Raw genomic sequence first — 20,889 nt, 5'->3', positions numbered from 1 at the left:
TCGATGGCTAAAAAACCGATTTCGAATGGCGATTTGAGCTGGATCATCATTGAGCAGTTGCGAGAGAGCGGCCTCGGCCTGGTAGGCGTTTCGGTGATTCCTCATCGCAATAAAGGTGACTGGCGCGTCCTTACCGAAGCAAGAAGCCGAGGCTACTTGCGGCCGGCCGGTATTCGGCGAGTGGCAGAGATCGAGAAAAAGCTTCGCGCCATCTACGCGCTCGAGGACTGAGATCATGGCCCGACCTTCTCAACGGTGAGGTCGAGGCCACGGCGGCGGCCCAGCTCTTTGATCTGGGTGATCTGATACTGCTGGTCGTCATAGGTGACGCGGTTGTCGAGCCCGACGCCGTCGAGCCAGCGCGTCCGGAAGGTCCGGACTACGTCCGTGGTATGGCCGCGCTGGCCTTCCTTGTCGTCGGTGGCGTGCTGCAAGAGCTGGGCGCGCAGGGTAGCGGCCACCGTCCAGGTCTCAGTTGGAGTGCCGTAGAGGTCCAAGCCGGTGGTGCGGCGCTGGATTTCAATCAGGCGATCGAGGTTACCGGCTCTCATGCTGTCCTCGCCTTTACGATGGCGGCGACGGTCACTACGCCATGGCTGTAGGAACCGTGAGGATCTCGGACGTAGCGGGTTTGGGTGGCCTGCATGTCGTGCACGGTGAAGCCGTCGATCAGCAGCACGCCATCGGCCTGGGCATCGATCCGCAGCGCCGCGACGATCGGGGAGACTGCTTCCTTGCATTGGACCAAGCCCGGCTCTGCGAACCAAACATGGAGGGTCGCGTAGGTCGTGGCGTCCCAGCGCCGAAAGACGGTCTGCCCTTCGCCGACGAAAACAGCAGGCATCACCTCGGGCCGGCCGTTGGCGTCCATCACGTGATCAGCCTGCACGAGGGCCATGAGCTCCGGGCTCGCGATCAGACGCGCTCGAATAGCCTTTTGCAGGCTCAATGAGGGGTCGGAAATGGTCATTTCAGAACGCAAACGCGCGATAATGGGCCAGCAAATCGAGGAAACCGAAGGGCAGCGCCGACGCGGTGACGCCCACAAGGCTGGCCTCGCGGTTCTCATAGAGGTGCGCGGCCAACTGTAGGATCGCCTCGTTCATCGGCGCCGGAGTAGTGTCCAGGCCGGGATCGCTCGCGGTATAGGCGCCAACCCACGCGCTCGCGGCCTCAAGCTTGCCGGCGAGAAGCTGGTCGTCCTGGTCGGTGGTGAGGTTCAGGTGCGCCTTGAGCTCGGCCAAAGTGACTGCGGCCATGGTCAGAAAATCTCCAATTCGGGGGTCTCTTGCGTCGAGGGAGTGTTCCGGTCGCGGCGGTCGTTTGTGATGTTTTCACCCACCCCCGGGGTATGTCTCGCTGAGAACCGGACACGGCGTTTCCGCGTGCGTTGTGGCATCGGCTGATCATGCTTGCCCGCCTCCGCGATCAGCGGCAGCACGTAGCTGCGCACGCGATCAGGCTCGAAGCCCGCTCGATAGCAGGCATCACGGAAGCTGCGATCATCCTGGACGAACCAATCACGCGCTCGCTGGCGCTCGGTGCGTTCGCGTCTGGTCGTCACGTCGAGTGGTAGGGTTGCATCAGTGATCGCCTGCGAGATCACGGCACACCACAGCTTGGTCTCATTGCTCATTGCCGGCGCTCGATTGATTGCTTGGTGCTGTTGTGGTGATGGGTGCAGAGAGGCTGCCAGTTGCCCTTGTCCCAGAACATGAGCTTGTCGCCACGGTGCGGCTTGATGTGGTCGACCACGACGGCAGGCTTGCCGCACATGGCGCAATGCGGGTGCTTGTCCAGGAACGTGCGGCGGGCTTTGCTCCAGCGGCTATCGTAGCCGCGATCGTTGGCGTTCGGCCTACGCTGGTCGGCTTCCTTGCGGCGCTGGCTTTGGCATACACAGCGAGCATCGCCGGCAACAATCCGTCCGCAAGCGCACACTCGACCACACTTGTAGGGCATTAGCGCGGCCTCACATGGTTGGTCAGGTCGCCGATGGCGTTGAGGTCGTCCTTGATGCTGGTAACGTCGGTAGTGTCTGCCGATTGCTCCTTGCTGCCGAACAGGGCCTTGAGCATTTCCATGCGTCCCTTCTGAGCGTTGATGATCTCGGCAGGTGTCGCTTCCCAGGTGTCATCCTGCGCCCAGCCAAGCCAGCCGGTGCCGATCTGGAAGAGTTGGGTGAAGTATTCATTGAATGGGATCGATTTGCCGGCGTCGACTTTGTCGCTGATGTCGTCGGCGCCCGCGAGCAACAGGACGAACTCGATCAGGTCGCCGAATGCGTTCATGAGGTCGCACACGACCGTGCTGTCAGGCGCGAGCGCGTATTTGGCCCAGGCCTTCTGATCGGCGATGGTGGCGTTGATTACGTCGACGGCGGCGGTGATGCTGCCTTCCGCGAGGTGGCGCGAGAGGTTCTGGAAGCCACCGTATTTTTCGTTCAAGACGAATGCGGCCCGCAGCGACGGCTTCAAGTCGAAAGACGTGTTGCCGAGCTGGAGGGAATAGGTATTCGCTGCGAGCCCCATATTCTTTTCCTCTTAGGTCGCCGAAATCTTGAGCTTCACGAAGCGGTCGGGGTTCGTGATCGAGCCGCCCACGCGCTTGCGCGAGTGGAAGCGGGTCTGGCCCTTCGTCGCCATGCTGTAGGGATCGCGAAGCACCTGAAAGGAAATCCGGTCCACAATCCTGTAGCCGGACAAGTCGCCGAACAGGATCGGGAACTTGTTCGCCCCGATATCGTCCATGTCCGGCGCCTCAACGATCGGCCGGCCAAGCAGCGTCGGCGCGCCGCCGTTCGCGAGGTCGTCGATCAGGAGGTAACGGCCCATGCCGTCCTTGAAGAGACGGATGGCCGCGATCGTATTGCGGTTCATCAGCCACGCGCCGCGCTGTGCCCAGAGCGTCGGGATTGCGTGGAACATGCCAATGAGCACGTCTGCCGGCGTCGAGCTCGGGAAGTTTGCAGCCGCTCCCGTGATGATCTGCGAGATGCCGCTCGCGGTCATCAGGCCGGCCGGCTGAGTGGTGCCGTTGCCCTTCACGAATGCGGTGCCTTCGGCGATGCCGAACGATTCCGCCGTATCGGAAGCCAGCTCGCCTTCGAGATTGTAGGCGTTGTCCTCAAGGAGCTGATTGGACACGTCGGTATAGGTCGCCGCTTCGAAAGGCGTGATGTTCACGCCTTCGTAAGACGGGTCGCTCGGGGTGCGGTCGGCAGTGTCCGCAACCCAGGTCGCAGCGGTCGAGCCGGTGCGGCGCGGATACTGAACCTGTGCCGAGCCAACCGTAACCACGCGCGCATATTGGCGAATGGGCGAGAACTGGCGCAGTAGCTTGAGCACTTCCTGACCGAACTCCGGCGGAGTGAGCACGGTATTGCCGGCGGCGGCGAGCGACTTCTTTTCGATCTCGCTCAGGCCGTCCGGGCCGTGGCGAAGGAACGTCTCGAAAGACTTGGTCTCGACTTCGGCGCCAGCGCCGTGGCCTTGGCGATTCAGCTTGGCCTCAAGACGATCGAGGCGTTCGGTCGACTTGGTCTCGATGGCCTTGATGCGATCTTCGAACGTGCCCTGGAAGCCCTCCAGGGCTTTGGTCACGATCGCAGCCGGGTCGTCGTTACCGGCGCCGGTGTCTTTCAGTTCGATGGGGGAAACATGCTTCATTGGAGTGGGACTTTGCCTTTCAGAGGTTGAGGTCAGTTGGTTGACGCCGCCGTGAAGCGTCGAATGATTGCGGCCACCGCTTCCGCGGTGTCGTAATTCTTTGCGCTGGTGATGCGAGCGCGAGGATGAGCGGGATTGCGAACGACGCTGATCTCGAAAAGATCGAGCGCGGCGATTACCCTGTTGCGGCCCTGTTGAGTTGACGACCTGGTCTTGAACCCAATCGACAAACCGGAAACCAAGCCGCTCTTGACCATGCCGAGCACGGTGCGAGCGCGAGGCTGATCCATGTGGAGCTTGCCTTTGACCACTAGGCCGTCAGTTGTCTCCGCAGCGTCGGTCCAGGTGCCGATCAGATCAGACGGGTTATGCTGGAACAGGACCGGAAGCTCATTCGAGACGAAATTGAACGCGCCCTTGACGATGAGGTCGCCGGTCGTGTCCGGCTCGCCGAACGGCCAAGCGGTGCCGACGATCTCGCCAGCATCGGTGACGCTGAGCGTCGCTTTGACTTCAAGGCGGTCCATCAGATGGAGACCGTAATGGACGGCGCGGTCGCACCAGTGAGTTGAACGCGGATAAGGCAGAGACCGAGCACAAAGCCGCACGTGCCATTGGTGGTGAAGGTAGAGTAGTGTTCGCCCGATGAATCGACGTTGACCCAAGTCGTCCCATTGTCAGGCGACATTTGCAGCGTGACAGTGCCGCCGCCGAAGTTGCCGTAGGCAGAGAACGTGCCGGCGCCGCCATACCAAGGGACTGGATTGGTCGCGCCGTTGGCGGTGAGGTTAACTTGCACTTGCTTGATCTCCGTGAGGGTTGCCGAAGAGCGTCCGCTCAAGGATCTTGGCGGCGAGTTCGTATGTTTCGATAAGCGGGCGGCCGTCGACATAAGCGACGATCAGCTCATTGGCGCGCTTGGGCGTCACTCCGCCGCCGATTAACGCGAGCCGAATGAGCTCGGAGAGATCGGCCTGGGCGAAGTTGCGCGCGAAAAGACGATTGCTGATCGCGCCGACGGGACCGCACTTCGTCTCAAGCTCCCGGATCATTGCGGGCGTAAGCAGGAATGCGTATTCGCCGTCGCCGAAAAAGGTGGTGTAGGAGAGATCAGCCATTAGCCGCGCTCCCCGAATGCGGTCTCGATTGAGCCGGCGCTGTCGGCATAGACGTTGATGTCCTCGACGTCGGACCAAACCTCGACCGGGGTCGTGCCGACCATGCACTCGCCATAGATCAGCGGGACCGCATTGCCCTGCTGGCCGGAATTGCCGATGTTGCCGCCGTTGACGTTGAGGCCGTTGGAAGTCTGCGTTGGTTGACCGGCGGGCTTGGTCAGGAGCGTTGATGCACCAGACAGTGCGAGGCCAAGGCCGATCGCTGCCACGGTGCCGTAAGTCGTGCCGCTCAGAATGCCGGATGCCGCCAGCGGAGTTGCAAGCAAACCGCCGGATAAGAACAGCGCGCCGCCGACCAGCGCAGCGCCGAGCACGATCTTGGTGGTGCCCTTGGCCGTATTGGATGCCGCGCCCTTGGCGACCGGGATCAGGTGGAGATCCGCGAGGCCCAGGTTGAACTGGTTCACGAGATCGAGGTCGAGCTGCATGCCGTTGCGCTTGTCACCGCGCACGATCTTGTAGGCCCCTTGCTCCAGCGCCTTCACGAAGCGGCCGGGGAACGCACAGTTGAGCGCGCGTAGAGCTTCAGCGGCCGTCGCAACATCGAAGCGATGTGACGCGCCGAATTCTTTGCTGAGCTTGCCATGAAGGTGGATGGTGCGAAGCATCAGGCGGCCTCTTGATCGTTGGTCTTGCCGCTCGCGCTGAGTGCGCCGCCGGCATGTGCGCTGCTGGTATTCGGATTTTCGAAGGTGTCCCCGCCCACATAGGCAGGCAGGCCAAAGCCGATGGACCGCGCTTCATTGGGGTTCAAGATTCGCGCTGCGACTGCGACGGAAAGAGCTTGTGCGCGGGCGAGGAGATCGGCGCGGGCGAAGGCGTCCAGGTTGAATTCGATGCAGAACTGATCGCGCTCTTCCTTCGCCAAGAGCTTCAATTCGAGGGCCTGTTCCCAGCCCTTCAGCCAAGGCAGCAAGGTCATGGTGACGAATTCTTGGCCGAGCGCCTCGATACTGCGCGGCGTCGAGCGGTCCGCCTCCATCAGCATGTGCAGCGGAACGCGAAACAGCCTCGCGATCTCCGCGATTGCGAACTTGCGTAGCTCTAGGAACTGGGCGTCAACGCTAGAGAAGGTCATCGCCTGCCAGGAAGCGTCACTGGGCAACACTGCGGTCCCGCCGGAGTTGGTCCCACTATGCGCGGCCTGCCATGCCGCCTTGGCCTTGGTGAGTGCGTCTGCGGTGATGCTGCCTTTAAGTGAGAGGACGCCAGATGGCCTCGCCCCGTTGCCAAACAGGCGCGCCGCGTGCTGCTCCAGGACCATGCACAGAGCGATGGCTTCGCGGCCCTCGCCGACCAGGCCGCGCGAGGGGCGGTATGCGGGGCTATGAATGTGGATGATGTCGGCGGCGGGGATTTCGCGCGCCGGGTTCTTGCCGTCCGCCTTGATGGCGTAGGCCGGTTCGAAGTTGGAGTAGTCGACGACGATCGCGGAAAGCTGGGGATCTAGCCGGATGAGTTCGAAGGGGCGGCCGTCAACACGCACGATCTGCGCGAAGCCGCCGTAGGGCTGCAACAGTGCGTCGGCAGTGACCTGGGAACGGAAGAGCGAGGCCGGCGTCCAGGTGTTCGGTGCGTCACCAAGGAGGCGGTAAAGGGGATGGCTGGTAGCCGGCTCTTTGCCGCCGTCGGCCGTCCGCTTGTAGATGCGCAAGGGAAGCTGGCCGACCGCCTCGGAGATCGAGCGGACCGCGCACGCGACCGGCGCGCACGACATGGCGCTGGCCGGGGTCACATTGGCGCCGGCGATGGTCTGGGCGGCACCGAAAAGCGACAACAGAAAGTCGTCGGGCTCAGCGAGGCTGGCCTTAGTTTCGAAGCCGAGAATAGATTTTAGGCGAGTCGCGACGGACAAATGAGCACAAACACAGGTTGGCGCGCCGGCAAGGCGTGCGGTTGAACGGTCTCTGTGTGCTGTGCATTTGTTTCGGAGCAACCTCCGATAACGCAACTATATTACGCACCTCAATAGTGGCGAGAGTGAGGCGCGGTTACGCCCTGCGGTGCCGAAAAGCGGTTACGAGTGGCACCGTTTTGAGGTCACTGACGTGGGTCTAAGTAACTGATTTTGTTGACATAACACTGAAATGGCTGGGGAACTAGGATTCGAACCTAGACAAACAGAGTCAGAGTCTGTTGTGCTACCGTTACACCATTCCCCAACGGAATAGCCGAACAAATTCAATGACTTGTTGACTTGTCCGGCCGTGGCCGACGGCGCTTATCGCGCAAATCACGGCTCAGGCGTGGAGGGTTTCTACCCGCTCGGCTGTGGGCTGGCAAGCGCTCCGGTGCAGGTGTGTTTTGCGGTCCAATCGGGGGCGTGAGCGGCCGGATCTCAGGCTCCGGCGGCGCGCCGCAGCGGCGCGCGACGGTTTGCCTCATCGGAAAATCACGTTTCCCAGTCGGATCGGCGCGCGCTGCATCGTCCTTGGACATGCAACCCAAGGAGATCCGTGATGCCCTATGTCGATGGTTTCGTGCTGGCCGTGCCGAAGGACAAGATCGAGCCCTACAAGGCGCTGGCGAAAACGGCCTGCGCGATCTGGATGGAGCACGGCGCGCTGGATTATGTCGAATGCATCGGCGACGACGTGCCCTATGGCGAGCTCACTTCGTTTCCGCGCGCGGTGATGGCGAAGGAGGACGAGATCGTGGTGTTCTCCTGGATCGTCTATCGCGACCGCGAAACTCGCGATGCCGTCAACAAGAAGGTGATGGCGGACCCCCGGCTGAAGTTGGACGGCATGCCGTTCGACGGCAAGCGCATGATCTATGGCGGCTTCACGACACTGCTGAGGGCGAGCGACGTGGTGGGGTGAGCGCACGCTGCGCAGCCTCGTAGGGTGGGTACGCTGGCGCTAACCCACCCTATAAACGGTGCTTGCTTATGCAGCATCGTGGCAGTTCGTTTCACCTTGCCGGTATCGGGCCGGCATGCCATCCTCTCATCACCAGGCATAATCAAACGGAGGCGGGCGCTTAGCCGAGCTTTCCAAAAAAAACCTGGTTGGGGAAACCCTTTGGGAGGTCTGATTTCATGAGATTGAAGCACGTCACCGGGCTGCTTTGCGCGGCCGCGATGTCCCTTGTGCTCGCTTCAGGCGCGCGAGCGCAGGACAAGGTCGTCAAGATCGGCGCGATCCTGCCGATGTCCGGCGGCACCGCCTCGATCGGCGCGCACGCCAAGGCGGCGCTCGAGGTCGCCATGGACATCATCAACAACGCCCATCCCGAGCTCGGCACTCTGCCGCTGGCGAAGAACGCAGGCCTTTCCGGCCTTGGCGGCGCCAAGATCGAGATCGTGTTCGCGGATAACCAGGGCAACCCGGCGACAGGCCAGAACCAGGCGCTGCGTCTGATCACGGAGGACAAGGTGGCCGCTTTGTTCGGCTCCTATCAGTCCGGCGTCACGCTGACTTCGAGCGCGATCGCCGAGAAATACGGCATTCCCTTTCTGAACTCCGAGTCGGTCGCCGCCAATCTCACCGAGCGCGGTTTCAAATGGTTCTTCCGCACGACGCCGATCGCCACCGACTTCGCCAAGGCCTATGTCGACTTCCTCGCCGACATCAAGGCGCAGGGTGCCAAGACCGATGCAATCGCACTGGTTCACGACAACACCGAATACGGCACCTCGGTCGCCAACACCATCAGCGCCGCCTTCAAGGATAAGGGGCAGGCCATCGCAATTGACGTCGCCTATCCCGTCAATGCGACCGATTTGCAGGGGCAGGTGCTCCAGCTCAAGGAGAAAAAGCCCGACGTCATCATCATGATCAGCTACACGTCGGACGCGATCCTGTTCGCCAAGACCATGCAGTCGCTCGACTACAAGCCGCCCGTGTTGCTCGCCGACGACGCAGGCTATTCCGATCCGTCCTTCATCAAGGCGGTCGGCAAGATTTCGCGGGGCGTCTTCAATCGCTCGTCCTGGGCGGTGGGACCGTCCGACTCGCCGTCCGCCATCATCGCCGACATGTACAAGAAAAAGAGCGGCGAGGAGATGGACGACACCGTCGGCCGCCAGATGCAGGGCTTCTTCGTGCTGGCCGACGCGATCGACCGCGCCGGCTCGACCGATCCCGCCAAGATCCAGGCCGCGCTGAAGGCGACGGATCTGAAGCCCGAGCAATTGATGATGGGCTACAAGGGCGTGAAGTTCGACGACAAGGGCCAGAACGTGCTCGCCTCCGGCCTCATCATCCAGCTCCAGGACGGCGAGAACTACACCGCGGTGTGGCCCAAGGCCAATGCCGAGAAGGCGCCTGTGCTGCCTTACAAGGGCTGGTGAGATTTAAAGGCGGGGCTGCGCGCTCCGCCATTCCCATGATGATTTGATCAGAGCAACGCGGCTCATGTCCTTTGTACTCGTACAGGTGATCGTCGGCGGGCTTCTGCTTGGCGCCGTCTACGCCCTGTTTTCCTCCGGCCTCACGCTGGTGTGGGGCATGATGAACATCGTCAATTTCGCGCATGGCGATTTCGTCATGCTCGGCATGTACGTCGCCTACGTCGTCTACACGCTGTTGGGGGGAGGGCCGATCCTCGGCGCGCCGCTGGCGACGCTGCTGCTCGCGACGGTCGGTATCGTGGTCTATTTCGCCCTGATCCGCGACATCATGAAGGGGCCGATGCTGGCGCAGATCCTCGGCACTTTCGGCCTGGCGCTGCTGTTGCGCTATTCCGTGTTCTGGTGGTTCGGCGCCAACTTCCTGTCGATGCCCCCGAATATCGTGGGCGGCACTTATGCGTTTGCCGGCTTGCGCATCGAGGCCTCGCGGCTGCTTGCTGGCGTGGTCGCGCTGCTCGTGACGCTCGGGCTGCATCTGCTGCTGACGCGGACCTCGCTCGGCTCGAAAATGCTGGCGGTGGCGGAGGATCAAACCGCGGCTCAGCTGATGGGCATCCGGCCCGACACTATGCAGGCGATCGCCTGGGCGATTGCGGCGGGCGCCACCGGGCTTGCCGGCGCGCTGATTGCGAACTTCTTCTACATCGTGCCGACCGTCGGCGAGACGCTCGGCATCGTCGCCTTCGTCACGGTTTCGCTAGGCGGTTTTGGGAGCGTGCCCGGCGCGCTCGTCGCAGGGCTCCTGATCGGGGTGATCGAGTCACTATCCGGCTATCTGATCGGCGCGATCTACAAGGACATCGTCGTCTATGTCCTGTTCCTGCTCTTCCTCTGGTTCCGGCCACAGGGCCTGATGGGGAAGATGTGATGAGAAAGCTGTGATGCGGCGCTTGATCTGGCTCTCGGTCGTCGCAGCGATTGCGATCGCCTATCCGCTGCTGCTGTCCTCGCCGTTCCAGCAGCGCTTGGGCGCACTGGTGCTGCTTTATGCGATTGCGGCGTCGGCCTGGAACATCGTCGGCGGCTATGCCGGCCAGGTTTCGGTCGGACACGTCGTGTTCTTCGGCTGCGGCGCCTATGCCGCGATGGGGTCCTATGTAAAATTTGGCCTGTCGCCCCTGTTCGGCATTCCCGGCGGGATCGTGCTGGCCGTGGGCTTGGCTGCGATCATCGGTGTGCCGACGCTGCGCCTGTCCGGCCATTATTTCAGCATGGCGACGATCGCTGTGGCCGAGACGATGCGGCTGATCGTCACCAACACCGACTGGTTAGGCGCGGCCGTCGGGCTATCTGGTCCAACTGTCCCACGCAACATCTTCGATCTCTCGTTCCTGTCGTCGCTGCCGTACTATTATCTCTTCCTGCTCATCCTCGCGATCACGCTTCTGATCACGTGGTGGATGACCAACAGCCGGATGGGGTTTTACCTGCGCGCCATCAAGGATTCCGAACGGGCCGCGCGCTCGCTCGGTGCACCTGCGAGCCGTACCAAGCTCTATGCCTACATGCTGAGTGCGGCGCTGACGAGCGTCGCCGGCGCGCTCTACGCCATGATGTTCGGCTTCGTCGATCCCGAGTCCGGGTTCGGCATCCTGATCTCGGTGAAAATCCTGATCATGGCGGCGCTGGGCGGGGCAGGGCTGCTGTTCGGACCGCTGGTGGGCGCCGCGATCCTGGTGCCGCTGGAGGAGATCTCCAACAGCTGGCTCGGCGGCAAGGGCGCCGGGCTCACCTTCGTGCTCTATGGCGCGATCATCGTGGTGATCGCGCGCTTCCAGCCGGGCGGTCTGCTCAGCCTGTTCACGCGGCGCAGCAAGCCCAGCAAGGATACGGGAGCAGGCCATGCTCCTTGAGGCGCGCGGGATCACCAAGGCGTTCGGCAGCTTCAAGGCAGTGGACGACGCTTCCGTGACGCTGGAGCAGGGCGACATCCTCGGCCTGATCGGCCCCAACGGCGCGGGCAAGTCCACGTTCTTCAACTGCCTCACCGGCGATCTCAAGACCACGTCCGGCCGCGTCCTGTTCGAGGGCCGCGACATCACCGACCTCACGCCGGAGCTGCGCGCCGGGCTTGGGCTCGCCCGCACCTTCCAGGTGCCGCAGACATTTGACGGCATGACGGTGCTCGAGAATGTCATGATCGGCGCCTTCCTGCGCACGGCGCATCGCAAGGAAGCAGAGACCAAGGCGCGCGCCGTGCTCGAGCGGGTCGGCATGATCAGGCTTGCGGATGCACCGGCGCGCTCGCTCGGCACGCCGGGCCGCAAGCGGCTGGAGATCGCGCGCGCGCTCGCGACCGAGCCAAAGGTGCTGCTGCTCGACGAAGCCATGGCCGGTCTCAACGCGCATGAAGTGAGACTCGCCATCGACCTCGTCCGCGACATCCACCGTTCCGGCATTACGCTCGTGATCGTCGAGCACATCATGGAAGTGATCATGTCGCTCGCGAGCCGCGTGATGGTGTTTCACCAAGGCAAGGAGATCGCCCGTGGGTCACCCCGCGAGGTCACCTCCAACCCCGCAGTGATCGAGGCCTATCTCGGCAAGCGCGCGGCCAAGGCGGCCGCCGGCCACACGCCGGTCGAGCTGATGGGCGGGCCGGACCTATGAGCGGGGCGTTGCTCAGGATCGAACATCTGGAGGTGCGCTACGGCGATCTCATCGGCGTCTCCGACGTCTCGCTGGAGGTTCCCGAAGGCAGCGTCGTCGCGCTGCTCGGCTCCAATGGCGGCGGCAAGACCACGACGTTGAACGCCATCGCCGGCCTCATTCCCGTGCATTCCGGATTGATCCATTTTCGCGGCGAGGACATCGCCGGCGAGAGGGCGTTTGCGATCGTGCGCAAGGGGCTGGCGTTGTCGCCGGAGGGCTGGCGGCTGTTCGTGCAGCAGAGCGTGGAGAACAATTTGTTGCTCGGCGCAACGCCGCTGCACGACAAGTCGCGCCGGGCCACGCTCCTCGAACGCGTCTACGAGTTCTTTCCGCGGTTGAAGGAGCGCCGCAACCAGCGCGCCGGCACCATGTCCGGCGGGGAACGGCAGATGCTCGCGGTCGGCCGCGCGCTGATGAGCGATCCGAAACTGCTGATGCTGGATGAACCCTCGCTCGGTCTTGCGCCGGCGATCGTCGAATCCATGTACGAGACGTTCGGCCGCCTGCATCGCGAGGGTCTGACCATCCTGCTCGCCGAGCAATCGATCGAGCTCGCGCTGGAAGTCTCGGATTTCGCCACCGTGCTCCAGGTCGGCAAGAGCGTGCTGTCAGGCACGGCCGCAGCGCTCGCGCAGGACCCGCAGGTGCAGAAGGCTTATCTTGGGGTGGACTGACTGATTTCCGCCTGAAGCAGCAGCAACAGGCAGCCGGCGAGCCGCGTCTCCATCTCCTTCGTCCCGAGCGACAGCGGCCCGGGATCATTGAGGATCGCATTCACCAGCGTGCCCAGCACGATTTGGAAGCCGAACGCGATGGTGCGGACCTTGGCGGCCTTACGCCCTTTGCCCATCGCCGGCAGCAGGAGAGGAGCGGCGCGTTCGGTGGTCGCTTTCGCAAGAGCCTTGAATGCTGTCCATTTGTCCGGGCGGGTGTCGTCATGCTGGAGCGCTGCGCGCAGCACGCCCTCGTGGTTGCACATCCAGATGATGATGCCGCTGACGATGATTTGGCAGAGCTTGTCGAGGCCCGCATCGGGCGACGGCCGCCTGATCTCGGCCAGCCGCTGCTCGCCGTCGCGCGCGGCCAGTGCCATCAGCGCGTTGAAATAGGCTTCCTTGCCTTCGAAGCGGCTGTAGAAGGCGCCGACGGTGGCACCGACTTCGGTGCAGAGCGCTTCGATCGAAAGCTCGGCGAGGCTGCGCCTCCGCAGCATCTCCGCGCCGGCGCGCAGCAGCGCCAGCGTCGTCTCGCGGCTGCGCTTCTGGCGCGACGGGACGACGCCGGGCAGGTCGAAATCACGAAACCCGGGCTGTTCCGAACCTGGCTGCTTCCGCGCTTGCATCTGGGTCAAATCATAACCATAATTCGGATTATAGTTTAGGCGGGGACGAGCCGCAGGTCAACCATGGCCGTCGGCGGCCATCCAGGCAAGCCGACAGGGAGGATCAGATGAGCGCAGGCAGCAGCACGCCGTTCCGCGGCACCGTCGGCAAGACGGTTGCGGACTCAAAGCCCTGGTGGCCGGAGGCGCCGAGGCCGCCCGAGGGCGCGCCGAACATTTTGGTCGTGCTGTTCGACGACGTCGGCTTCTCCGATTTCGGCTGCTATGGTTCCGCGATCAAGACGCCGACCATCGACAGGCTCGCCGCCGAAGGGCTGCGTTACTCCGGCTTCCACACCACCGCGATGTGCTCGACCACGCGCGCGGCACTGCTCACCGGGCGCAACCATCACTCCGTCGGCGTCGGATGCCTTGCCAACTTCGATTCCGGCTATCCCGGCTACCGCGGCAAGATCGCGCGCGAGGCGGGGACGCTCGCCGAGATGCTGCGCACCCACGGCTATCGCAACTACATGGTCGGCAAATGGCACGTGACGCCGCTGACCGAAAGCGGCGCCACCGGCCCGTTCGACGGCTGGCCGCTCGGCCGCGGTTTTGATCGCTTCTACGGCTTCCTCGATGCCGAGACCGACCAGTACGCGCCGGAGCTCGTCTCCGACAACACGCATATCGATCCCCCGGGGACGTATGCCGATGGCTATCATCTGACCGAGGACCTGATCGACCAGTCGATCCGCTTCATCGGTGATCACGTCGCCGATCGTCCCGACATCCCGTGGCTCACCTGGGTGGCGCTGGGGGCCTGCCACGCGCCGCACCAGGCCCCGGCCGAGATCATCAGGAGCTACGATGCGACGTTCTCACACGGCTGGGACATCGAGCGCGAGCAGCGGCTGTCGCGTCAGAAGGCGATGGGGCTGGTGCCGGAGGGAACGCGGATGCCGGCGCGCAATGACGGCGTGAAAGCCTGGGAAGATCATTCGGCCGACGAGCGTCGCGTCTTCACGCGCCTGCAGGCGGCTTTTGCCGGCATGCTCGATCATTCCGATCGTCATCTTGCGCGCCTTGTCTCATTCCTGGAGACGGCCAACATCCGCGACAACACGGTCATCATCGTGATGTCCGACAACGGCGCCAGCCAGGAGGGCGGACCGCTCGGCTTCGTCAACGCGATGGGTCCGTTCAACTTCAAGCCGGAGCCGATCGCGGAGAAGCTGAGCCGTATCGATGACATCGGCGGGCCCGACACCCACAGTAATTTTCCGCATGGTTGGGCGATGGCGTCCAACACGCCACTGCGGCGCTACAAGCAGAACACCCATGGCGGCGGTATCCGTGATCCCTTCGTCATCAACTGGCCGAAGCAGATCGCGGCCAAGGGAGAGCTGCGGCACCAGTTCGTGCACGCAACCGACCTCACGCCGACGCTGCTGGAGCTGATCGGCATCGAGGCGCCCGCCGAGATCGCGGGCTGTCGGCAGATGCCGCTGGAAGGCGAGAGCTTTGCGCGTTCGATCGCGGACGCGTCCGCTCCTTCAAAGAGCTCGCCGCAATATTTCGAGATGTTCGGCCATCGCGGCCTTTGGCAGGGCGGCTGGAAGGCGGTCGCCTTCCATCCATCGGGCACGCCGTTCGATAGCGACAAATGGGAGCTGTTCCATCTCGATGAGGATTTCTCCGAGACCGATGATCTTGCGGCGAAAGAACCGGAGCGCCTGGCAGCGATGATCGCGGCATGGTGGGAGGAAGCCGGGAAGCACAAGGTGCTGCCGCTCGACGACCGCTTCGGGCCGCGCTTTGCGGAGAATGCCGCGCGCTTCCATGGTGCGCGCCATCATTTCGTCTTCCATGCCGGCATGGGTCATGTGCCGACCGATGTCGCGCCTGATGTGCGCAGCCGCAGCTACACGATCGAGGCGCATGTCGAGATCGACGAGGCGGGTGCCGACGGCGTGCTGATCTCGCATGGTGATGCGACGTCCGGCTATAGCCTCTACGTCAAGGACGGCCATCTCGTGCACGACCTCAACATCGGCGGCAGTCACCAGATCGTCCGCTCGGAGCGCAAGGTGCCGTCGGGCGCGCGGCGGCTCGGCGTTCACGTTGAGCGTCTTGTGCGCAAGGAGCCGCCGGCCAAGGGCTCGCGTACCGGCGTCACCGACTACACGCTCCTGATCGACGGTGAGAAGGCGGGATCGCTGCAGACCCAGCTCGGATTCCACACGCTGATTTCGTGGTCCGGCCTCGACATCGGCCGCGACCGCGGCAGCCCGGTGTCGCATTACGAGGCGCCGTTCGAATTCGAAGGACGGCTCTCGCGCGTCAGCGTGACCATGCACAACGACCAGAAGCTCGACGGCGACGCCGTCGGCAACGCGCAGATGGCTCGGCAGTAACGGCAGGCTTGCGGGCTGCGAGAGCGCTCGGCCTTCATGGTTCGAGACGCCAGCCTTGGCGGGCTCCTCACCATGAGGGTTTGGGATTTGCCGCGCGCTGAAACCTCATCCTGAGGAGCCCGCGGAAGCGGGCGTCTCGAAGGATGGGGCCGCAAGGAAAACTCCTGCGGCAATCGGCGAAAAAGAAGCGCGCTACTTGATCTTGTCGTAAGCGGCCGCGAAATCGCCGAGCGGCATCGGGATCGCGATCGTTTCCTTCGCCATGTTCTGGAAGGAGACCTTGAGCTGTTTGCCCGACCGCAAGGTCGCAAGCAGGTCCGGCGCGATCGGGGTCGAGGCGTAGCAGCCGCGGTTCTCGCAGGTCTGGATGGGGAGATCGACCGTCTTGCCCTCGTCGACCTGGAGCTTGGCGCCGATGGGAAGGTTGAGGCCGAGCGGCAATTGCAGCAGCGCCACCGGTGTGCGGGTGTCGGGCGCAATGCGGATGTTGATCAGGACGATGGTCTGGCCGGTCTTGGTCAGCACCGCGTTCTGCTCCATCGCGCATTCGAGCGGCGCATCGCGGCTGACGCTGGTACAGCGCACGACCCAGCCGGCCTGCTGCGCCGGAGAGCCCTCAGCCTGCGGTTGCGTCGGAGCCGGTGCGGGCTGTGCCGCCGGGGCAGGGGGAGCTGCGTTCTTCTTGGCGCCCTGCTGGGCATACGCGGCACCCGTCGACAACAGGAGCGCGGCGGCAAGGGCGGCAAGTCTGGATTGCAGGGACATGGCAAAACCGCGTTGGCGTGAACCGGGGTCTCGCTCGCTGTAGCGTCGCGAGGCGCGCGGTGCAAGTTGCTACTCGGCAGCTTCCTTAACGGTGCCGTGCGCGATCGTCTCGTCGCCTTCGCCGTCACCCTTACGTCCCCAACCCGAGAACCAGTTGTTGAGCTCGTCGAGATAGAGATAGACGACCGGGGTGGTGAACAGCGTCAGCGCCTGGCTGACGATCAGGCCGCCGACCATGGCGTAGCCGAGCGGCTGGCGGATCTCGGCGCCGGTGCCGTGACTGAGCATCAGCGGCACGCCGCCGAGCAGGGCAGCCATCGTCGTCATCATGATCGGACGGAAGCGCAACAGCGCTGCCTGCCGGATCGATTCCGCCGGCGTCTTGTGCTCGTCGCGCTCCGCGGCGATGGCGAAGTCCACCATCATGATGCCGTTCTTCTTCACGATGCCGATCAGCAGAATAATGCCGATCAAAGCAATGAGGCTGAACTCGAAACCGGCCGCCATCAGGATCGCGAGCGCGCCGACGCCGGCCGAGGGCAGGGTCGAGAGAATCGTGATCGGATGGATGTAGCTCTCGTAGAGGATGCCGAGGATCAGATAGACCACGACCAGCGCCGCGAGGATCAGGAGCGGCACGGTGCCCAGCGACTGCTGGAACGCCTGTGCCGTGCCTTGGAAGCTCGAATTGAGCGTGGGCGGCGCACCGAGATCGGCCATCGCCTTCTGCACGGCCTCCGTGGCCTGGCCGAGCGCGACGCCTTGGGCGAGGTTGAAGCTGATCGTGATCGCCGGGAACTGGCCCTGATGACTGATCGAGAGCGGGCGGACCGGATCGGTGCTCCAGGTCGCAAACGTCGACAGCGGCACCTGGTCCCCGGTCAGCGGCGATTTCAGATAGAGTTTGTTCAGGCTTTCGAGGCTGCCCTGCATCTCCGGGAGGATTTCCAGGATGACCTTGTAGGTGTTGAGCTGGGTGAAATACTGCGTGACCTGGCGCTGGCCGAAGGCGTCGTACAGCGTGTCGTCGATCAGCTGAGGCTGGATGCCGTAGCGCGCTGCGGTATCGCGGTTGATCTTGAGCTGAACCGTGGTGCCTTTGGTCTGCTGGTCGGTCGCGACGTCGCGCAGTTGCGGCAACGTCTGCATCTTGGCGAGGATTTTCGGCGCCCAGTCGTTGAGCTCGGCCAGATCGGCGTCCTGCAACGTGAACTCGAACTGCGTGCGCGTCGGCCGGCCGCCGAGCCGGACGTCCTGGGCCGCCTGCATGTAGAGACGGGCGCCCGACACCTTCTCGAGCTGGGGACGCAGCCGCGCGATGATCTGCTGCGCCGAGGTAGTGCGGACGCCGAGCGGCTTCAGCGTGATGAACATGTTGCCGTTGTTGCCGGCGCGGCCGCTGCCGCCGATGTTCATCGCGATCGTTGCGACGTCGGGATCGTCCATCACGATCTTGCCGAGCTCGACCTGGCGGCGCTGCATCTCCGCGAACGAGATGTCCTGGGAGGCTTCCGAGGTCGCGGTGATCAGGCCGACGTCCTGCTGCGGGAAGAACCCTTTCGGGATCAGGACGAACAGGTAGACCGACAAAGCAAGGGTTGCGAAGAAGATCGCGAGCGTCGTGCGGCGCCAGGCGAGGGCATGGTCGAGCACCCATTCGTAGCCGCGCAGCATCGCATCGAAGCCGCGCTCGCTCCACTGGTAGAACTTGCCGTGGGTCACCTCGCCATGGGCGCGCAGGAAGCGCGAGGCCATCATCGGCGTCAGGGTCAGCGACACGAACATCGAGACGAAGATCGTCATCGCCAGCACGACGGCGAATTCGCGGAACAGGCGCCCGATGATGCCGCCCATCAGCAGCAGCGGAATCAGCACCGCGACCAGCGAGATACTGATCGACACGATGGTGAAGCCGATTTCCTTGGAGCCCTTGAAGGCGGCCGCCATCGGCGATTCGCCTTCCTCGATGTAGCGGGTGATGTTCTCGAGCATCACGATGGCGTCGTCGACGACGAAGCCGACCGCGATGGTGAGCGCCATCAGCGACAGATTGTCGAGCGAATAGCCGACCACCCACATCAAGGCGCACGCGCCCAGCAGCGCCAGGGGAACCGTAATGGTGGGAATGACGGTCGCCCAGAAACTGCGCAGGAAAATGAAGATGACCATGACCACCAGCGCAATGGTCAGCAGCAGCGTGAACTGGACGTCCTCGACGGCGGCGCGGATGGTCGTGGTGCGGTCGCTGATGAGCTCGATCTTGATCGCGGGCGGTATCGCGGCCACGAGGCGAGGCAGGGTGGCCTTGATCCGGTCGACGGTCTCGATCACGTTGGCGCCCGGCTGCTTGAATATCACCAGGAACACGCCGCGCTTGCCATTGGCCCAGGCCGCCTGCTTGGCGTCTTCAGCGCCGCTGACCGCCTGGCCGATGTCGCGGATTCGCAAGGGACCGCCATTGCGATAGGCGATGATGACGTCGTTCCAGTCCTTGGCCTGGGTCAGCTGGTCGTTGGCGTAGATCGTGTAGGCGCGCTTCGGGCCGTCGATATTGCCTTTGGGGCTGTCGACCGTGGTGATCGCGATCTGGCTGCGCACGTCCTCCATCGACAGGCCCTTGGCGACGAGTTTCGCCGGATCGATCTGGATGCGGATGGACGGTTTCTGCTGGCCGCCGATGAACACCTGCGCGACGCCCGAGAGCTGGCTGATCTGCTGGGCGAGCTGGGCATCGACCGCGTCGCTGACGCTGGTCAGCGGCAATGTATCGGAGGTCGCCGACAGCAGCAGGATCGGCGCGTCGGCCGGGTTGACCTTGCGGTAGGTCGGCGGCGAGGGCAGATTCTTCGGCAGCTGGCCGCTCGCGGCATTGATGGCGCCCTGCACGTCATTGGCGGCGCCGTCGATGCTGCGGTTGAGGTCGAACTGGATCGTGATCGACGCGGTGCCCAGATAGCTCGTCGAGGTCATCTGGGCGATGCCCGGGATCTGGGCGAATTGCCGTTCGAGCGGCTGGGCCACCGACGAGGCCATGGTCTCCGGGCTGCCGCCCGGCAGATTGGCGGTGATCTGGATGGTCGGGAAGTCCACCTGCGGCAGTGGCGCGACCGGCAACAGGGGATAGGCGACGAGACCGACGAAGAGAATGCCGGCCATCAGCAGCGAGGTGCCGATGGGATAACGGATGAAAGGTGCCGAAATCCCTCCCGCGTTCATTCCTGTCGAACCTTGTTCTGGGCCGGATCCGTACTCGCCACGGCCGTGGAGACGAGGCTTCCCGGCTGGACCTTGAATTGGCCGCCGGTGATCACTTGTTGCCCGGGCGTCAGCCCTTCGTCGATGACCGAACGCCCGTCGATGCCGTAGCTGACCTTGATCTTGTGCATCTCGGCCTTGTTGTCCTGATTGACGGTATAGGCATAGAGGCCGTTGGTGGAGTGCTGGACCGCGTCATCGGGAACGACGGTCGCATCTTTCAAGGTGCGCACCAGAAGGCGCGTCGACACCGACTGCCCGGGCCACAGCGCGTGGTCCTTGTTGTCGAACACCGCCTTGAGCCGGATCGTCCCGCTGCTCGTGTCGACCTGGTTGTTGATGACCGCGAGCTTGCCCTCGGCCAGCGTCTTCTTGCCGTCGGTGGTGAAAGCGATCACCTTGAGCGCGTCGGCCTTCTGGCCCTCGCTGATATAGGGAAGCTGATCCTCCGGCGCCGTGAAGATCACCGAGATCGGCTCGACCTGCGATATTGTGACGATGCCGGTCTGCGTCGAGGCGTTGACAATGTTGCCCACGTCGACCTGGCGCAGGCCCGCGACGCCGGTGATCGGTGCCTTGACCTGGGTGTAGTCGAGCTGGGTCTGGGCGTTGGAGATTGCGGCATCGTCGGCGGCGATCTGCGCAGTGAGCTGGGCGACCGTTGAGCGCTGGGTGTCGACCCGCTGTGCGGTGGCGAATTCGCCGAGCTTCATGGCGCGCTGGAGCTCGAGATTGGCGTTGGCCAGATTCGCCTCGTCCTGCGCCTTCTTGGCCTTGGCCTGATCGAGCGTGGCTTGATAGGGACGGGGATCGATCGAGACGAGAAGCTCGTCCTGCTTGACGATCTGGCCTTCGGTGAAGGCGATCTTGTCGATCTGGCCATCCACCCGCGTCCGGACTTGTACGGTGTTGAAGCCCGCAACCGTGCCCAGACCGGTCAGGTAGACCGGGAAGTCGACCTTCTGGACCGGCGAAACACTCACAAGGATGGCGGGCGGGCGCTGCGGACCCTTCTGTGCGGTCTGGGTTTTTGCGGCGTCGGACGAGCCGAATTTGTGCCAACCATAGTAACCCGCGGAGGCCACGGCCGCGATGATCAGAATCCAGAGGATCGGCCGGGACTTTTTCATATCGTCTCGTGTCGGCTCTCGTGCCCTAAGCTACGAATTATGAGGGCAATCATTGGGTTCCAAGGCGCCTGTATAATACACGCCAAGTTCCAGAGTAAACAGCACTATCGGTTGAGAATCCTAAACAATTGGAAAGCTTTGCACTGTCT

23 protein-coding genes and 1 tRNA gene are annotated in these 20,889 nt (G+C 63.4%); 8 read left to right on the top strand and 16 right to left on the bottom strand.

The window, feature by feature from the left end; all coding sequences use genetic code 11:
- Positions 1–3 precede the first annotated feature (3 nt).
- Positions 4–231 (top strand): hypothetical protein, encoded by a 228-nt coding sequence (locus ABIB00_RS06255; protein ID WP_354103738.1) that lies wholly within the window; start codon positions 4–6, stop codon positions 229–231.
- Between the two features lie 2 nt (positions 232–233).
- Here the strand turns inward: ABIB00_RS06255 and ABIB00_RS06250 are convergent, their stop codons facing one another.
- The 12 genes from ABIB00_RS06250 to ABIB00_RS06195 all read right to left on the bottom strand — a co-directional run bounded on the left by ABIB00_RS06250 (position 234) and on the right by ABIB00_RS06195 (position 7,008).
- Entirely contained in the window at positions 234–551 is a 318-nt protein-coding gene (locus ABIB00_RS06250) for a phage head closure protein (protein ID WP_354103737.1), read from the bottom strand.
- On the bottom strand, positions 548–970 hold the full coding sequence (locus ABIB00_RS06245) for a DUF3168 domain-containing protein (protein ID WP_354103736.1): 423 nt from the start codon (positions 968–970) through the stop codon (positions 548–550). The genes ABIB00_RS06250 and ABIB00_RS06245 overlap by 4 nt, the downstream gene beginning before the upstream one ends.
- A gap of 1 nt (position 971) precedes the next feature.
- On the bottom strand, positions 972–1,259 hold the full coding sequence (locus ABIB00_RS06240; protein WP_354103735.1) for a head-tail connector protein: 288 nt from the start codon (positions 1,257–1,259) through the stop codon (positions 972–974).
- A 2-nt stretch (positions 1,260–1,261) separates the two neighbouring features.
- Positions 1,262–1,636, bottom strand: coding sequence for a hypothetical protein (locus tag ABIB00_RS06235; protein WP_354103734.1), 375 nt, complete (start codon positions 1,634–1,636; stop codon positions 1,262–1,264).
- Positions 1,633–1,776 (bottom strand): HNH endonuclease signature motif containing protein, encoded by a 144-nt coding sequence (locus tag ABIB00_RS06230; protein WP_354103733.1) that lies wholly within the window; start codon positions 1,774–1,776, stop codon positions 1,633–1,635. Before ABIB00_RS06230 ends, ABIB00_RS06235 begins: the two co-directional genes overlap by 4 nt.
- A 185-nt stretch (positions 1,777–1,961) precedes the next feature.
- Positions 1,962–2,531 (bottom strand): hypothetical protein, encoded by a 570-nt coding sequence (locus tag ABIB00_RS06225; RefSeq protein WP_354103732.1) that lies wholly within the window; start codon positions 2,529–2,531, stop codon positions 1,962–1,964.
- A gap of 12 nt (positions 2,532–2,543) precedes the next feature.
- A complete protein-coding gene (locus tag ABIB00_RS06220; RefSeq protein WP_354103731.1) occupies positions 2,544–3,668 on the bottom strand; it encodes a phage major capsid protein in 1,125 nt (374 codons plus the stop codon).
- Positions 3,669–3,700: 32 nt separating this feature from the next.
- On the bottom strand, positions 3,701–4,333 hold the full coding sequence (locus ABIB00_RS06215) for an HK97 family phage prohead protease (RefSeq protein ID WP_354103730.1): 633 nt from the start codon (positions 4,331–4,333) through the stop codon (positions 3,701–3,703).
- A 123-nt stretch (positions 4,334–4,456) separates the two neighbouring features.
- Entirely contained in the window at positions 4,457–4,786 is a 330-nt protein-coding gene (locus ABIB00_RS06210) for a gene transfer agent family protein (protein WP_354103729.1), read from the bottom strand.
- Positions 4,786–5,454, bottom strand: coding sequence for a tail assembly protein (locus ABIB00_RS06205; protein ID WP_354103728.1), 669 nt, complete (start codon positions 5,452–5,454; stop codon positions 4,786–4,788). Before ABIB00_RS06205 ends, ABIB00_RS06210 begins: the two co-directional genes overlap by 1 nt.
- Positions 5,454–6,623, bottom strand: a complete 1,170-nt coding sequence (locus ABIB00_RS06200; protein WP_354103727.1) for a phage portal protein — start codon at positions 6,621–6,623, stop codon at positions 5,454–5,456. The genes ABIB00_RS06205 and ABIB00_RS06200 overlap by 1 nt, the downstream gene beginning before the upstream one ends.
- A gap of 311 nt (positions 6,624–6,934) precedes the next feature.
- Positions 6,935–7,008, bottom strand: a tRNA-Gln gene (locus ABIB00_RS06195).
- A 297-nt stretch (positions 7,009–7,305) separates the two neighbouring features.
- Here ABIB00_RS06195 and ABIB00_RS06190 point away from each other — a divergent pair.
- The 6 genes from ABIB00_RS06190 to ABIB00_RS06165 all read left to right on the top strand — a co-directional run bounded on the left by ABIB00_RS06190 (position 7,306) and on the right by ABIB00_RS06165 (position 12,526).
- Positions 7,306–7,668, top strand: a complete 363-nt coding sequence (locus ABIB00_RS06190; protein ID WP_247446782.1) for a DUF1428 domain-containing protein — start codon at positions 7,306–7,308, stop codon at positions 7,666–7,668.
- A gap of 218 nt (positions 7,669–7,886) precedes the next feature.
- Complete coding sequence (locus tag ABIB00_RS06185) at positions 7,887–9,140, top strand: ABC transporter substrate-binding protein (RefSeq protein ID WP_354103726.1); 1,254 nt, start codon at positions 7,887–7,889, stop codon at positions 9,138–9,140.
- 64 nt (positions 9,141–9,204) lie between these two features.
- Complete coding sequence (locus ABIB00_RS06180) at positions 9,205–10,068, top strand: branched-chain amino acid ABC transporter permease (protein WP_354103725.1); 864 nt, start codon at positions 9,205–9,207, stop codon at positions 10,066–10,068.
- 13 nt (positions 10,069–10,081) lie between these two features.
- The gene (locus ABIB00_RS06175) at positions 10,082–11,053 is read left to right on the top strand and encodes a branched-chain amino acid ABC transporter permease (protein ID WP_247345810.1); all 972 of its coding nucleotides are present in this window, start codon (positions 10,082–10,084) and stop codon (positions 11,051–11,053) included.
- Positions 11,043–11,810: an ABC transporter ATP-binding protein gene (locus ABIB00_RS06170; RefSeq protein ID WP_354103724.1), complete on the top strand. Its 768-nt coding sequence runs from the start codon at positions 11,043–11,045 to the stop codon at positions 11,808–11,810. Before ABIB00_RS06175 ends, ABIB00_RS06170 begins: the two co-directional genes overlap by 11 nt.
- Entirely contained in the window at positions 11,807–12,526 is a 720-nt protein-coding gene (locus ABIB00_RS06165; protein WP_354046722.1) for an ABC transporter ATP-binding protein, read from the top strand. The genes ABIB00_RS06170 and ABIB00_RS06165 overlap by 4 nt, the downstream gene beginning before the upstream one ends.
- Here the strand turns inward: ABIB00_RS06165 and ABIB00_RS06160 are convergent.
- Positions 12,508–13,194, bottom strand: coding sequence for a TetR/AcrR family transcriptional regulator (locus ABIB00_RS06160; RefSeq protein ID WP_354103723.1), 687 nt, complete (start codon positions 13,192–13,194; stop codon positions 12,508–12,510). The genes ABIB00_RS06165 and ABIB00_RS06160 overlap by 19 nt on opposite strands.
- 107 nt (positions 13,195–13,301) lie before the next feature.
- On the opposite strand from ABIB00_RS06160, the gene ABIB00_RS06155 reads away from it, so the two are divergent.
- Complete coding sequence (locus ABIB00_RS06155; protein WP_354103722.1) at positions 13,302–15,590, top strand: arylsulfatase; 2,289 nt, start codon at positions 13,302–13,304, stop codon at positions 15,588–15,590.
- 192 nt (positions 15,591–15,782) lie between these two features.
- On the opposite strand, the gene ABIB00_RS06150 is transcribed toward ABIB00_RS06155, so the two are convergent.
- The 3 genes from ABIB00_RS06150 to ABIB00_RS06140 all read right to left on the bottom strand — a co-directional run bounded on the left by ABIB00_RS06150 (position 15,783) and on the right by ABIB00_RS06140 (position 20,740).
- Positions 15,783–16,355, bottom strand: a complete 573-nt coding sequence (locus tag ABIB00_RS06150; RefSeq protein WP_354103721.1) for an invasion associated locus B family protein — start codon at positions 16,353–16,355, stop codon at positions 15,783–15,785.
- A 69-nt stretch (positions 16,356–16,424) separates the two neighbouring features.
- Positions 16,425–19,571, bottom strand: a complete 3,147-nt coding sequence (locus ABIB00_RS06145; RefSeq protein WP_354046729.1) for an efflux RND transporter permease subunit — start codon at positions 19,569–19,571, stop codon at positions 16,425–16,427.
- The gene (locus ABIB00_RS06140; RefSeq protein WP_354103720.1) at positions 19,568–20,740 is read right to left on the bottom strand and encodes an efflux RND transporter periplasmic adaptor subunit; all 1,173 of its coding nucleotides are present in this window, start codon (positions 20,738–20,740) and stop codon (positions 19,568–19,570) included. The genes ABIB00_RS06145 and ABIB00_RS06140 overlap by 4 nt, the downstream gene beginning before the upstream one ends.
- Between the last annotated feature and the right edge of the window lie 149 nt (positions 20,741–20,889).

Origin of the sequence: Bradyrhizobium sp. LB14.3 (assembly GCF_040547985.1) — a bacterium.
Classification (GTDB): domain Bacteria; phylum Pseudomonadota; class Alphaproteobacteria; order Rhizobiales; family Xanthobacteraceae; genus Bradyrhizobium.
Note: the sequence above shows the minus strand (reverse complement) of the source record. Positions and strands in the feature narration are given on the sequence as shown.